Raw genomic sequence first — 13,678 nt, 5'->3', positions numbered from 1 at the left:
GCCGGGGGGTAGGCCTGCTTCTTCCCAGAGTTCGGCGAGCCAGATGGAGGCGGTGGGGTCCTTCTCCGACGGTTTGAGTACTACGGTGTTGCCGGCGGCGATGGCGACGGGGAAGAACCACATCGGGACCATGGCGGGGAAGTTGAAGGGGGAGATGATGCCGACGGGTCCGAGGGGTTGGCGGATGGAGTAGACGTCGACTTTGGTGGAGGCGTTTTCGGTGTAGCCGCCTTTGAGGAGGTGGGGGATGCCGCAGGCGAATTCGACGACTTCTTGGCCGCGGGAGATTTCGCCGAGGGCGTCGGAGAGGACTTTGCCGTGTTCGGCGGTGATGATTTCGGCGAGTTCGCCTTTTTTCTTGTTGAGTAGTTCGCGGAAGTTGAAGAGGATTTGGGTGCGTTTGGCGAGGGAGGTGTCGCGCCAGGCGGGGAAGGCGGCTGCGGCGGCGTCGATGACGGTGCGTGCGTCGCCGAGGTTGGCGAGTGCGAGCTGGCCGGTGACCTCGCCGGTGGCGGGGTTGGTGACCGGTGCGGTGGTGGTGGAGGTACCAGCGAACGGCTTACCGTCCACCCAGTGTCCGATTACGTTGCTCATGAGTGTCCTTGTCCTTTGTAACTGATGTCAGCGGTGCCGTGCGATGTAGTCGTTGATGGTCTTCAGCTGGTAACGCGACACTTCGTCGGCGTTCTCGTTCTCGCCGAACACGCTGGAGACCATGACGGTGTTGTCCTTGTCGTAGAACCCGAGCTTGCTCAGGCCGCCGAAGAACTCGTCCCAGTTGACGTCGCCATCCCCGATCTTGAGGTGCTGGTGAACGCGCACTGCATTTCCGGGTGGGTTCGTGATGTAGCGAAGCCCGTGCGAGCGGTGGTGGTCCATCGTGTCCGCGACGTGCACCAGACGAACGAGATCGCCTGCGGTCTCGAAGATTCCGGGCAGATCGCCACCCATGTGGAACTGGTGGCACGCGACGACGACCATGCCGAAGTTCTTGGAGTTGATGCCGCGGATGACCCGGATGGCAGCCTGTCCGTCTTCGACGAAATCGTCGGGGTGCGGGTCGATGCGAACGTCGATACCTTCACGTTCGACGATCGGAACCAGTTCCTCCATCGAGCGGTAGAACGCTCGCTCGGACTCCTCCGCCTTCTCCGGGCGTCCGCTGAACTCGGTGTTCATGACGTTCACGCCGAGGTCGACGGTGATCTGAATGGCTCGCTTCCAGTACCGAACTGCGGCCTCGCGCGCATCCTCGTCCGGGCCTGCCCAGCGCAACACGGGGAGCACGGAGGCGATGCCGACGCCGGCATCCTTGCAGGCCTTCTTGAACTTGGCGACCAGGTCGTCGTCGGCCTTCGGGTGGTTGTAGAACGGGATCATGTCGACGTGCGGGGTCAGCTGCAGGTACTCGTAGCCGAGGTCGGCTACGACGCGGGGCAGCTCCAGCAGCGAGAAATCGTGATGGAACGGGGTGGGATCGAGTGCGATCTTCATGGTGTCGGCTTGGTCCTAGTGTTGTCAGTTGCCGGACGGGCGGAGGAAGGGGCGCTGGATCTTCTTCCACTTCTCGTAGGTGGCATACGCGTTCTGTGTCGATTCGAGAGTCGAGGTCGCGCTGACCGGTACGTCCCACCACGATTCGGAGTCCGGTGCCGCGATCAGCGGATCGGTCTCCACATGGATGACGGTGGACGTTTCGCTCGCCTTGGCGGCCTTGACCGCGTCGGTGAACTCGTTGCCGTTGTTCACGCGCACCACGTCGACACCGAGGCTGGCCGCATTGGCAGCGAGGTCGACCGGCAAAATGCCGCCCTGCAGTCGTCCGTTCTCGGCGCGGTAGCGGTAGTCGGTGCCGAAGCGCTGGGAACCGAGCGATTCCGACAACGATCCGATCGACGCGAACCCGTGGTTCTGCACCAGGATCATGATGACCTTGACGCCTTCCTGCACGGCGGTGACCAGTTCGGTCGCCATCATGAGGTAGGAGCCGTCACCGACCATGATGAACACGTCGCGGTCGGGCTCGGCCATCTTGGCGCCGATGCCGCCCGCCACCTCGTAGCCCATGCACGAGAAGCCGTACTCGACGTGGTATCCCTTGGAATCCCGCGTGCGCCATAGCTTGTGGAGATCTCCGGGCATCGAGCCTGCTGCGCAGACGACGACGTCGCGCGGGTCGGACAGCGTGTTCGCGAGGCCGATGACCTGGTTCTGGTTCAGAGGTGCGGTGGAATCCTCGATCTTGTAGACCGAGGAAACCGTGTCATCCCACTGCTGAGCGAGCTCGGAGACGAGGGTGCGGTACTCGGCGGGAACCTCGTAGTCGCCGAGGGCGTCGATCAACGCCTCCAAGGCCTCGCGAGCGTCGGAGACGACGGAGATGCCGCCCTGCTTGACCGAGTCGATCGACGCGACGTTGATGTTGACGAACCGAACATCGGGGTTGTTGAACGCGGTGCGCGATGCAGAGGTGAAATCGCTGTAGCGCGTACCGATCCCGATGATGACGTCGGCGTCGGTGGCCAGCGCGTTGGCAGCGGTGGTGCCGGTGGATCCGAGAGCGCCGACGGACTGCGGGTGGTCGTACTTCAGCGAGCCCTTGCCTGCCTGGCTCTGGCCGACCGGAATGCCGGTCTTCTCGCACAGTGCAGCGAGTGCATCGGTGGCGCCGGAGTAGATCACGCCGCCGCCCGCGACGATCAGCGGCTTCTTCGCGGTGCGGATTACCTCGGCCGCTCGCGAGATCACGGACTTCTCGGGCAGCGGGCGTGCGACGTGCCAGGTACGCGGCGCGAACAGCGACTCCGGCCAGTCGAATGCCTCGGCCTGAACGTCCTGCGGGATGGCGACGGTGGCGGCACCGGTCTCGACGGGATCGGTCAGCACGCGCATTGCACCGAGCAGTGCGCCGGGCAACTGCTCCGGGCGCCACACGCGGTCGAAGTAGCGGGAGAGTGGCTTGAACGAGTCGTTGACCGTGACGTCGCCGCTCGACGGGAGCTCCAGTTCCTGCAGCACCGGGGCACTCGCGCGGGTGGCGAACGTGTCGGCAGGCAGCAGCAGGACCGGCAGGCGGTTGATCGTCGCCAGAGCAGCGCCGGTCAGCATGTTCGTCGAGCCGGGTCCGACGCTGGCCGTGACGGCCCACGCCTGGAGACGATCCTTCTGCCGTGCGTAGGCGACGGCGCTGTGCACCATCGCCTGCTCGTTGCGTCCCAGGACGTAGGGGAGTTCCGGCTCGGTGCCGGCTTCGACGGCGTCGATCTCGGCCTGCAGAAGCGCCTGGCCGAGGCCGGCCACGTTGCCGTGTCCGAAGATGCCGAACGCGCCTGCGAAGAACTTGGTGCGCACGCCGTCACGCTCGACGTACTGGTTCGCCAGGAACTTCACGGTTGCCTGGGACACGGTGAGATGTACCGTGCCTTCGGTGTTTTCGGTCTTGCCCGCCGAAATCGGTGCGGTGGACACCACGGTCATGCTCCTGTCGATGCGGAGTTGAGGGGAAGGCGAGGATCGACGGCCTGGTCTGCCCAGGTGCCGCGGATCCAGGTGTGCTCGGGGTCGTCGACGATGTTCCATGCCCGTTCGCGGCCCGGACCGGCCATGACGTTCAGGTAGTACATGTGGTAACCCGGTGCAGCGACGGACGGGCCGTGGTAGCCGTGCGGAACGAGGACGACGTCTCCGGTACGGACCTCTTCGAGGACCTCGATGGGACGTGCCGGGGTTCCGTAGACGCGGTGGTAACCGAAACCGTTGCTGCTATCGGGGCCCGGTGCGATCTCGAAGTAGTAGATCTCCTCGAGGGCGGACTCGTGCTCGGTGTTCTCGTCGTGCTTGTGGCCCGGGTAGGACGACCAGTTGCCACCGGGGGTGATGACCTCGCACGCGATGAGCGAGTCGGCTTCGAAGGTGTCGGCGGTGCCGAAGTTGTGAACCTGCCGGCTGCAGTTTCCTGCGCCGCGCAGTTCCACAGAGATGTCGGCTGCGGGGACGTAGCGGAACGGAAGCTTCTTCTCGGCGCGGGCGCCGCACAGTGCGAAGCGTCCGCCGTCGCGGCTTTCGAGGGTGTACGCCGAGTCCTTGCCGACGTACGCGAAGTCGGACGGGCCGTCGAACACCGACGCACGGCCGGCGAGGTCGAACTTGGTTCCCTCACTGGTGACGGTGGCCGATCCGGACAGCGGAACGACCATGATCTCGTCGGGGCCGGAACTCAGATCGATCGACTGACCGGCTGCCAGTGTCACAGTCCAGAGACTCGATTCCGTCCAGCCTGCGGACTCGGGCGTCACGGCGACGTCGAAGCCGTCCTTGCTACCGGATCCAGCTGCGATGTAGTACTCGGAATTCATCGACTCACCTCACCATGTTCACAGCGGTGGCAACGGCGCCTGCGACATCGCCGTCCTGGGGGTACAGCAGGGTGCGTCCGACGATCAGACCACGGACGGCCGGGATCTCGAGCGCCTTGGCCCAGCTCGCGTACGTCTCTTCCGGTGCGGTCTGAGGATCTCCACCCAGAAGCAGCGTGGGGAGCGTCGTGGCGTCCATGACGCGCTCCATCTCGTCGACGACGGGGAGCTTCATCCACGTGTAGGCGGACGTCGAACCGAGGCCCTGCGTGATGTGAATGGACTTGATGACGGCGTCGGCACTGAGATCGTTCTTGACGCGGCCTTCGACGCGGCTGGACAGGAACGGCTCGACCATGGCGATGAGCTGACGCTCGGCGAGCTCGTCGATCGCCTGGGCGCAGGCGGTCATCGTCTCCAGTGTTCCTGGATCGTCCAGGGCGATGCGGGTGAGCATCTTCGCGCCGTTCATCCGGGCCTTGGCGGTGGATGCGGCGGTGGCGCCCGTCATACGGTCGTCCAGTTCGAACGATGCGCCCGCGAGCCCGCCACGGTTCATCGACGAGAACACGACCTTGTCTTCGAGTGCGCCGAGGAGCACCAGGTCGTCCAAGATCTCCGAGGAGGCGAGGACACCGTCGACGCCGGGGTTCTCCAGTGCGGTGCGCAGACGGTCGAGCAGCTCGGTGCGGCTGTTCATCGCGGTCATGTTGGATCCGACCGACAGTGCGCCGCGGGCGGGGTGGTCGGCGGCGACGATCATGAGCCGGCCGTTTCCGCGGATGGTCTCACGCGTGGCGCGGGTTGCCCATGCTCGTTCGATGGCCTGCGGGTCGCTCGCACGAATGGCAGCAATTTCGGCGTAGCTGGACGCTGCAGGTGCAGGGGTCAAAGTGGTCTCAGACATTGGCGGCCTCGGTCTTCTTCTCTTCTGTGGCGGAATCTTCTGCGAGAGCGGCGACCTCGGCCGCGGTGGGCATTGCGGTGGAGCACTCGAGCCGCGAGGCGACGATGGCGCCTGCAGCGTTTCCGTATCGGAGGATCTTCTCGAGCGGCCAGCCACCGAGCAGTCCGTGGCACAGCGAGCCGCCGAAGCTGTCTCCTGCACCGAGGCCGTTGACGACGTCGACGAAGTTGGGGGGAACGGTGACGGTTTCCGATCGGGTCTTGCCCATGACGCCCTTCGGGCCCATCTTGACGATCGCGAGCTCGACACCGAGGTCGAGGAGGGCGTCGGCGGCCTTGTGCGGGTCCGTCTCGCCGACGGCCACCTCGCACTCTTCCTTGTTCCCGACGGCGACGGTGACGTGCTGGAGCGCCTTCTGGACCTGTTCGGTTGCGGCTGCGGTGGTTTCCCAGAACATCGGCCGGTAGTCGAGGTCGAGAACCGTCAGTGGTGCCCGGCCGCGTGCCTCCCAGGCTGCGAAGTGCGCGCTGCGGCTCGGCTCCTCCGACAGTCCGGTGACGGTGGACCAGTAGAGGCGTGCGTTCTTCACGGCGTCGACGTCGATGTCTTCGGGTCGGATCTGCAGGTCGGGTGCGGACGGCTTGCGGTAGAAGTACAGCGGAAAGTCGTCGGGCGGGAAGATCTCGCAGAAGGTGACCGGTGTCGCGTACTGCGAGTCGGTGACGACGAACCGATTGTCGACACCGAGTCGGGCCAGTTCGCCTGCGACGTATCGGCCGAACGGATCGTTGCCGACGCCCGAGATCAGAGCCGACTTGTTGCCCAGGCGTGCTGCGGCGACGGTGACGTTCGCTGCGCTACCGCCGAGGAACTTGCCGAAGGTCTCGACCTGTTCCAGGCCGACTCCGGTCTGCAGGGGGTAGATGTCCACGCCGCTGCGCCCGATGGCGAGGACGTCGAAGGCCGTGGTGTTCGCATCGGCTGAGGTGGTCAAGATCGACTCCAGAGGGTATTGGGGACACAACTTGCGAGGTGCTACGCAGGAAAGCCTGTCTGCTATTACTGTGCTTCAGACCACAGCGTCATGTCAATACTTTGTCCTGACATTCTTACTTCCAGTCATGCCGATGTTAGTGTTCGCCTACACTCTCGATCAAGCTGGGCGTGGATCTGCTCGCCCTTCGAGGAGATATGGAGAGCTGGACTGTGACTGCGTCCAACGTGTCCGCAGGCGAAACCGGCACGCCCCCCGTGGGGTCGTCGGTCGCCACGCCCTTGTCCGTCGAGCTCGACAGGGGCAGCCCGGTACCTCTCTACTTCCAGCTCGCGCAGGCGATCGAAGCCGCGATTCTCGGTGGGCAATTGGCTCCCGGGGACCGGTTCGAGAACGAACTGGCCCTGGCCAAACGGCTGAACCTGTCCCGTCCGACCACCCGCCGCGCCATCCAGGAGCTGGTCGACAAAGGCCTGCTCGTACGCAAGCGTGGCGTCGGGACCCAGGTCGTGCAGAGTCCGGTGCACCGCCCCGTCGAGCTGACGAGCCTGTTCGACGACCTGGCCCGCGCAGGCCAGAGCCCATCCACCAAGCTTCTCGACTATCACGTCGGTATCGCGACGGACGAGGTCGCGCGTGAGCTCAACATCTCCGACGACACCGAGGTCACGACCATTCGGCGACTCAGGAGTACCAACGGCGAGCCGCTGGCGCTGATGACCAACCATCTGCCCACGGCCATCGCTCCCGACCCGGACGAACTCGAGACGCACGGTCTCTACCAGTCGCTGCGTACGCGTGGAGTGCACATCCGGCTCGCTCGGCAGCGCATCGGCGCCAAGGCCGCGGACCGCGACGAGGCGCTGCTGCTGGACGAGAAGTACAAGGCCCCGCTCCTCACGATGCACCGCACCGCGTTCGACGACTCCGGCAGTGTCGTCGAGTTCGGATCGCACGCCTACCGGGCGTCGCGGTACTACTTCGACACCACGGTGGTCGACCGGTAGTACGTCAGCGCGGCGCCGCTGTCGAACCCCGAACCTGCAGGCTCGGGGGGATGAGGGTGAGCGTGCCCGGTGCGGCGGCGTCCGAGATGCGGCCGACCAGCGACGTAGCCGCCAGTCGCCCCAGTTCGTAGGTGGCGTTGTCCACGCTGGTGAGCCACACGTGCCGTAGTCCGGCGAGTGAGGTGTTGTCGTAGCCGACGATGGAAATGTCGTCGGGCACGGAGATCTGCCGTTCCTTGCAGGCCGTCATCGCGCCGATGGCCACGATGTCGTTGACGGCGAAGATCGCCGACGGTGCGTCGGTACCGTCCAGAATCGCCGACGCGGCGGCGTACCCGTCGTCCTCGGTCATACCGCTCGGGACGACCGAGGCGAACCGGTCCAGTCCGTGCTCGGCCATGGCAGCGCGGTAACTGGCGGCCCGAATGTCCGCGACTGCACCGGTTCCGGCGAGATGAGCGATTCGGGTGTGTCCGAGTGCGACGAGGTGATCGATCGCGAGTGCGGTGCCCATCGCATCGTCGTTCGCGACGACGTCCACGCCGGGCAGATCCAGATCGCGGCTGGCGACCACGACCGTCGGAATGGTGCGAGCCGCCTCGAGGATCGTGGGGGTCGGTGTCCGGGTGCCGACGAGCGCGAGGCCGTCGAGGCGCAGATCCATGAAGCTTCGGACAAAGGACGAATCGGAGCTGCGGTCCAGCCTGCCGTCGGCGAGGAACATCTTAAGGTCCTGTTCTTGCAGAACCGAGTTCATGCCTTCGAGGCAGTCGACGAACCAGGGGTTGCGTAGGTCGTTGAGAAGAACGCCGACGATGTCGGTACGGCGTTGGGTCAGGCTGCGGGCACTCAGGTTGGGGCGGTAGCCGAGCTCGGTGATGGCGTGTTCCACAGCGGCGCGTTTCTCGTCGCTGACCGAGCTGGATCCGCGGAGGACGAGCGAGACAAGAGATTTGGACACGCCGGCGTGGGCTGCCACGGTGCGGATGGTCGGCCTGCTCACTGCGCCGTCCTCTCCTCGTATCCCGGTGGTCCGGGTGAACGCTAGCAGTTCGGTGTTGACTCGACCGTCCTGCGTGGTTCACACTTTCCATAGATTGGACCGGTCCAAAGCTGGCGTCCATTCGCCACCGTCCCCTTCACGTGAGTGGAAATGTAGGCCCTGGCCTACATTTCCACTCACGTAAACGTCAGGAGAACAGCTCGTGAGCTCAGTGCAGAACCTTCGCGTCGGAGTTGCCGGATTCGGCTGGATGGGCCGGGTGCACACCCAGGCCTACGCCCGCGTTCGGCATCACTACCCGGTTCTGGCGCTGACGCCCGTGTTGGCCTCCGTCGCGGACGAGGTTCCCGGGCGCGCCGAGGAAGCCGCTGCGCAGTTCGGTTTCGCCGACGCCACCACCGACTGGCACGACATCGAGAACGATTCGACCATCGGTGCAGTGTCGATCACGGCCCCGAATTTCCTGCATCGCACCATCGGCACCGCCATGGTCGAGGCCGGCAAGCACATCTGGATCGAGAAGCCCGTGGGACTGTCGTCCGACGATGCGCGCGCAGTCGCCGTCGCGGCGGACAAGGCAGGCGTGCAGACGGCCGTCGGCTTCAACTACCGCAACGCGCCCGCGGTCGAGGAGGCCAAGGCGCTCATTGCCTCGGGTGAGATCGGAACCGTCACCCACGCGCGTTTCCGATTCTTCAGCGACTACGCCGCACACCCGGACGGTGCATTGAGCTGGCGCTTCGAGCGGGCGCGCGGCGGCAACGGCGTCCTCGGTGACCTTGCCTCGCACGGTGCCGACCTGCTCTGGTACCTGCTGGGAGACATCGAGTCCCTCGTTGCCGACACCGCGGTGTTCGTCCCGCAGCGCGCCAAGCCGACCGGCGCGACCAGTGGACATGCGCTCGCCACGGGCGGGGAGCTGGGTCCGGTGGAGAACGAGGATTATGTCTCGAGCCAGATCCGGCTCGCGTCGGGTGCCCGCGCAACGCTCGAGGCGAGCCGAGTGTCGGTAGGGGAGCAGAACGCGTACGGTTTCGAGATCCACGGCACCAAGGGCGCTGTCTTCTGGGACTTCCGCCGGCTGGGTGAACTCGGGCTGAGCGTCGGGGACAAGTACCAGGATCAGTCCGTCCAAACGGTGTACGTCGGTCCCAAGCACGGTGAATACGGTGCCTTCCAACCGGGTTCGGCCTCGTCGATGGGCTACGACGATCTCAAGATCATCGAGGCCAAGCGGTTCCTCCAGTCGATTGCAGACGGCAAGCCCGCCGGTGCGACGGTGTGGGACGCCGTTCGTAGCGCCGAGGTGCTCGACGCGATGACGCAGTCGGTTGCTTCGGGCAGCTGGGTGACGCCAGGCGCGTGACGCCGAGATGTCGCCCCGCTAGCGGGGCGACATTCCTGCGGCCCGGTAGGCGTCGTCGACCATCGCCATGTTCGCGACGGCGTCGCCGGGGCCCATCGGAAGCTCGGTTCCGTGCTGCAGGTGACGCGCGAACGCCTCGAGCTGATACAAGTACGACGAGCGGGTTCCCAGATGCTCGGTACTGGTGGTGTTTCCGACGGTGATGCTCACGCGGTCGTCGGTGCTGGGCTTGATGTAGTTGTGCGCGAACGCTTCGCCCCTGGATCCGGTGACGCGCAGGGTGAACAGATAGTCCGGGTCCGTCATCGAGTTCAGGGTTGCACCTGTTGCGCCGCTGGGGAATTCGACGTTCGCGTCGAACGACTCGTCGACTCCCGGGTGCCGTTCGACGGCGCGTGCCTCGCGAACGGTCGGTTCGCCGCCCGCGTAGGCACCGAGGTGGCGCAGAACGTGCAGCCCGTAGCACCCGAGGTCCATCATGACGCCGCCGGCGAGGTCGAGTGACCACCGAAGATCATCGGGCTCGGGTGCGGGCATACGCATCTCGACCTCGACGTGGCGCAGTTCGCCCAGCGTGCCGTCGGCGACGAGTTGGAAGATCCGCTGCGTCACGGGGTGGAAGAGGTAGTGAAACCCTTCCATGACAACGATGTTCGCGGCGTCCGCCGCAGCGGAGACCCGGACGGCTTCCTCACGATCGCGCGAGAACGGTTTCTCGGTCAATACCGATTTGCCCGCACGGATCGCAGCCAGATTCCACGGAGCATGCAGCGAATTCGCCAGTGGGTTGTAGACGACGTCGACGTCCGGGTCGTCGACGACGTCCTGGTAGGACTCGAGCACGCGCTCGAATCCGTACTTGTCACCGAACGCCTCGGCACGCGCCTTGTCACGCGCAGCGCACGCGACGAGCCGGTGTCCGAGGGCGGTGGCGGGCTCGACGATTGCTTCCTCGGCGATTCGAGATGCACCGAGGACGCCGATCCTGAGTTGATTCACGTCTCAGGACGGTACCCGGGCCTCCACGACGCTCCGAAGGTAGGCGACGCTGGAAATGACGTCGCTCACAGGACCGGCACCGGCAGGCTCCTCGGCGAGAATGGTGTCCTGCTCGAGCACGAACCAGCCGTCGAAACCGGCGTCGAGCAGCTCGTTCACCACCTTCGCGATGTCGACGTCGCCCGTTCCGAGTGGCGTGTACATGCCCTGCGCGACGGCTTCGGTGTAGGTCAATTCACCGGCCTGCACGCGCCCGGCGAGCGCTGCGTCGACGTCCTTGAGGTGTGCATGGGTGATGCGCGACGCGTAGGCCTCCACCAGTTCGAGCGGGTTCGTTCCGCCGATGAGAAGGTGGCCGGTGTCGAGGCACAGTGGGATCGAGGAGCCGTCGAGCACGCGCAGCACCTCGTCGCGCTGTTCGATCATCGTTCCGACGTGCGGGTGAAGCACGGCGCGGATGCCCCGTTCCGCGGCAGCGGCTTGGAGTCGATCGAGGTTGCCGAGCAGTGTGTTCCACTGTGCGTCGTCGAGTTCGGGGCGTGAGTCGTAGCCGTCGCTGCCGGTGGCTGCCGCGAGGACGAGTACTTCGGCGCGGGAGGCGACGAACGCGTCGAGCAGGGGGGCGATGCCGGGCACCGGGTCGTGGTGGGCGTGATGCAGCAGCACGGGTGCGAAACCGCCGACGGATTTCAGGTCGTACTTGTCCAGGGTTGCGGCCAGCTCGTCGGGATCGGCGGGCAGGAACCCTTCGGGTCCGACCTCGGTGGCGGTCAATCCGGCGTCGCGCATCTCGGTCAGGACGCGCTGGGAGTCGATCTGGTATCCCCAGCCGGGAACTTCGCAGACGCCCCAGGAGATGGGCGCGCCGGCGATTCGGATGTCGGTGTGTGTCGTTGTCACAGTCGTACCTCGTCGATTCGCACCGGTCGGTGCTGTTGCAGGGACAGGGTGGCCGCCTCGGCGATGTAGGCCACTTCGAGCGCATCGCGTGCGGTGCAGGGGGATTCGATGCGTCCGGAGATCACGTCGACGAACGCGCCGAGCTCGGCCTGGTATGCCGAGGTGAAGCGGTCCATGAAGAACGAGTGAGGCGTCCCACCTGGGAACGTCGCACCGGATTCGAGGTTGCGCACCGGAACCTGCTGGTCCCAGCCGGCGACGACGGCGTCGTTCGATCCGTGCACCTCTAGGCGGCAGTCGTATCCGCGCGCGTTGTAGCGGGTGTTCGAGACGACGCCGATCGTTCCGTTCTCGAACGTGAGCGTCGTCGTAGCGGTATCGACGTCGCCGTACTCGGTGAACTTCGGGTCGCCCTGGTTGGACCCGGCCGCGTACACCTCGGTGACCTCGTGGCCGACGATCCACCGGACGATGTCGAAGTCGTGGACGCTGCAGTCACGGAAGATGCCCCCCGAGACCGCGACATAGTCGAGCGGCGGGGGCGCAGGATCGAGAGTGGTCGAGCGGACGGTGTGCAGCCATCCGAGATCGCCCGACGCAACAGCGTTCTTGGCCGCGGCGAACGCCGGTGCGAACCGGCGGTTGTAGCCGATCTGCACCTGGACGCCCGACGACTCGATGCCCTGGACGACGGCAAGGCTCTCGCCGGGGGTGGCGGCGATCGGCTTCTCGCAGAACACGGGGATGCCGGCGTCGACGCAGGCGAGTACGAGCGAAGCATGTGCCGGAGTTGCCGCAGCGACGACAACTCCGTCGACTCCGGACTTCAACAATGCCTCAGCGCTGTCGACCGAGGTGGCGCCGAACTTCGAGGCGACTGCCTCCGTGACGGCGGGGCGCTCGTCGGTGACGACGAGTCCGTCGACCCCGGCGAGCGTGCTCAGTGTGTCGGTGTGAAATGCGCCGATCCGGCCAAGGCCGATGACGCCGACGGTTACGCCCATCTGTGGTGGTCTTTCTGCAGGAGAAATGTAGACCTCGAGTGTGACTCAGATCGAGGCGTAGGATCAACCGTCGGAACGCATCAAAAACGCCTCAGAGGATGGTCGTGACGCATCGCTACAAGGTCAGTGAGATCGCCCAGCAAGCCGGGCTCAGTCGCGCCACCGTCGACCGCGTACTTCACGAGCGGCCGGGGGTGCGCAGTGCTACCAGAGCGGAAGTGCAGCAAGCGATTTCCGACCTGGACAAACAGCGGTCACAGCTTCGTCTGAACGGCAGGAAGTTTCTGTTCGACGTCGTCATGCAGACACCCGCGCGCTTCTCGGCGGAATTCAGGGCGGCGCTGGAGGCGGAACTGCCGATGCTCTCGCCCGCCGTGGTTCGGTGCCGGTTCCACTTCCGGGAGACCGAATCGGTGACCGAGATGGTGGACACGCTGGGCCGGTTCACCGCGCGCGGATCGCACGGTGTCATCGTCAAGGCGCCGGACGACCCCGAGGTGGTGGAGGCGGTCGACCGGCTCGTGGCACTCGGTATTCCCGTCGTGACGTACGTGACCGACGTGCCGAGCAGCGCGCGGCTCGGCTACGTCGGCATCGACAATCGGGCGGCGGGATCCACCGCGGCCTACCTGGTCGACTCCTGGCTGGGCGACGCGCAGTCCTCGGTACTGATCTTGTTGACCAGCAACATCTTCAGGAACGAGGGGGAGAGGGAGATCGGGTTCCGCAGCACGTTGCGGGCGTTGGACTCCGGCAGACGCGTCGTCGAGATATCCGACAGTGAGGGGCTCGACTCGACGGTGGAGGAACGGGTCTCGGCCGCGCTCGCGGAGTACCCGGACATCGAGGCCGTGTACTCCATCGGCGGCGGCAACACCGGCGCGGTCCGGGCGTTCGAACGGGCGGGCAGGAGGTGCCGGGTGTTCGTCGCACACGACCTCGACGGCGACAACCGGCCGCTGCTGCGCTCCGGAGCCCTGTCGGCCGTGCTGCACCACGACCTGCGCGCCGACGCCAGGACGGCCTGCCGCCTGCTGATGCAGGCCGCAGGTGCCGTCGACGGCGTCGCGGCCGAGCCGTCTCCGATCCAGATCGTGACGAGGTTCAACACCCCGGCTGTGCGCTGAGGGCTCCGGCGCGCGT

The 13,678-nt window shown here is 65.7% G+C and carries 13 protein-coding genes; 3 read left to right on the top strand and 10 right to left on the bottom strand.

Annotation, left to right across the window (positions count from 1 at the left end):
• From BH95_RS29455 to iolC, 6 genes are all read right to left on the bottom strand, one after another.
• Window positions 1-594: aldehyde dehydrogenase family protein (locus BH95_RS29455; RefSeq protein WP_244164856.1), on the bottom strand; the 594-nt coding region annotated here is incomplete at its 3' end.
• A 27-nt stretch (window positions 595-621) separates the two neighbouring features.
• Entirely contained in the window at window positions 622-1,494 is an 873-nt protein-coding gene (locus BH95_RS08615; RefSeq protein ID WP_019666233.1) for a sugar phosphate isomerase/epimerase family protein, read from the bottom strand.
• Between the two features lie 24 nt (window positions 1,495-1,518).
• Entirely contained in the window at window positions 1,519-3,477 is a 1,959-nt protein-coding gene (gene iolD, locus BH95_RS08610; protein WP_208601149.1) for a 3D-(3,5/4)-trihydroxycyclohexane-1,2-dione acylhydrolase (decyclizing), read from the bottom strand.
• The gene (iolB, locus tag BH95_RS08605) at window positions 3,474-4,355 is read right to left on the bottom strand and encodes a 5-deoxy-glucuronate isomerase (protein ID WP_020112194.1); all 882 of its coding nucleotides are present in this window, start codon (window positions 4,353-4,355) and stop codon (window positions 3,474-3,476) included. The genes iolD and iolB overlap by 4 nt, the downstream gene beginning before the upstream one ends.
• A 4-nt stretch (window positions 4,356-4,359) precedes the next feature.
• Window positions 4,360-5,262 carry a Cgl0159 family (beta/alpha)8-fold protein gene (locus BH95_RS08600; protein WP_020112193.1) on the bottom strand — a complete coding sequence of 301 codons (903 nt, stop codon included), beginning with the start codon at window positions 5,260-5,262 and terminating at the stop codon, window positions 4,360-4,362.
• Entirely contained in the window at window positions 5,255-6,256 is a 1,002-nt protein-coding gene (gene iolC / locus BH95_RS08595) for a 5-dehydro-2-deoxygluconokinase (RefSeq protein WP_037181575.1), read from the bottom strand. The genes BH95_RS08600 and iolC overlap by 8 nt, the downstream gene beginning before the upstream one ends.
• A gap of 197 nt (window positions 6,257-6,453) precedes the next feature.
• Between iolC and BH95_RS08590 the strand changes: the two genes are divergently transcribed.
• A complete protein-coding gene (locus BH95_RS08590) occupies window positions 6,454-7,263 on the top strand; it encodes a GntR family transcriptional regulator (protein ID WP_244164854.1) in 810 nt (269 codons plus the stop codon).
• A gap of 4 nt (window positions 7,264-7,267) precedes the next feature.
• On the opposite strand, the gene BH95_RS08585 is transcribed toward BH95_RS08590, so the two are convergent.
• Entirely contained in the window at window positions 7,268-8,266 is a 999-nt protein-coding gene (locus BH95_RS08585) for a LacI family DNA-binding transcriptional regulator (protein WP_037181574.1), read from the bottom strand.
• A 211-nt stretch (window positions 8,267-8,477) separates the two neighbouring features.
• On the opposite strand from BH95_RS08585, the gene BH95_RS08580 reads away from it, so the two are divergent.
• Complete coding sequence (locus tag BH95_RS08580) at window positions 8,478-9,632, top strand: Gfo/Idh/MocA family protein (RefSeq protein WP_037181572.1); 1,155 nt, start codon at window positions 8,478-8,480, stop codon at window positions 9,630-9,632.
• An 18-nt stretch (window positions 9,633-9,650) separates the two neighbouring features.
• Here the strand turns inward: BH95_RS08580 and BH95_RS08575 are convergent, their stop codons facing one another.
• From BH95_RS08575 to BH95_RS08565, 3 genes are read right to left on the bottom strand one after another with little or no spacing between them, the layout of a single operon-like run.
• On the bottom strand, window positions 9,651-10,631 hold the full coding sequence (locus BH95_RS08575) for a Gfo/Idh/MocA family protein (RefSeq protein WP_037160803.1): 981 nt from the start codon (window positions 10,629-10,631) through the stop codon (window positions 9,651-9,653).
• A gap of 3 nt (window positions 10,632-10,634) precedes the next feature.
• Window positions 10,635-11,531 (bottom strand): sugar phosphate isomerase/epimerase family protein, encoded by an 897-nt coding sequence (locus BH95_RS08570; RefSeq protein ID WP_020112189.1) that lies wholly within the window; start codon window positions 11,529-11,531, stop codon window positions 10,635-10,637.
• Window positions 11,528-12,535, bottom strand: coding sequence for a Gfo/Idh/MocA family protein (locus BH95_RS08565; RefSeq protein WP_020112188.1), 1,008 nt, complete (start codon window positions 12,533-12,535; stop codon window positions 11,528-11,530). The genes BH95_RS08570 and BH95_RS08565 overlap by 4 nt, the downstream gene beginning before the upstream one ends.
• A 104-nt stretch (window positions 12,536-12,639) precedes the next feature.
• Between BH95_RS08565 and BH95_RS08560 the strand changes: the two genes are divergently transcribed.
• Window positions 12,640-13,662, top strand: a complete 1,023-nt coding sequence (locus tag BH95_RS08560; protein WP_037181929.1) for a LacI family DNA-binding transcriptional regulator — start codon at window positions 12,640-12,642, stop codon at window positions 13,660-13,662.
• The last annotated feature ends 16 nt before the right edge of the window (window positions 13,663-13,678 follow it).

The organism is Rhodococcoides fascians A44A (genome assembly GCF_000760735.1).
In the GTDB taxonomy this organism is placed as follows: Bacteria; Actinomycetota; Actinomycetes; order Mycobacteriales; family Mycobacteriaceae; genus Rhodococcoides; species Rhodococcoides fascians_E.
This window is presented reverse-complemented; position numbering and strand designations above follow the sequence as displayed.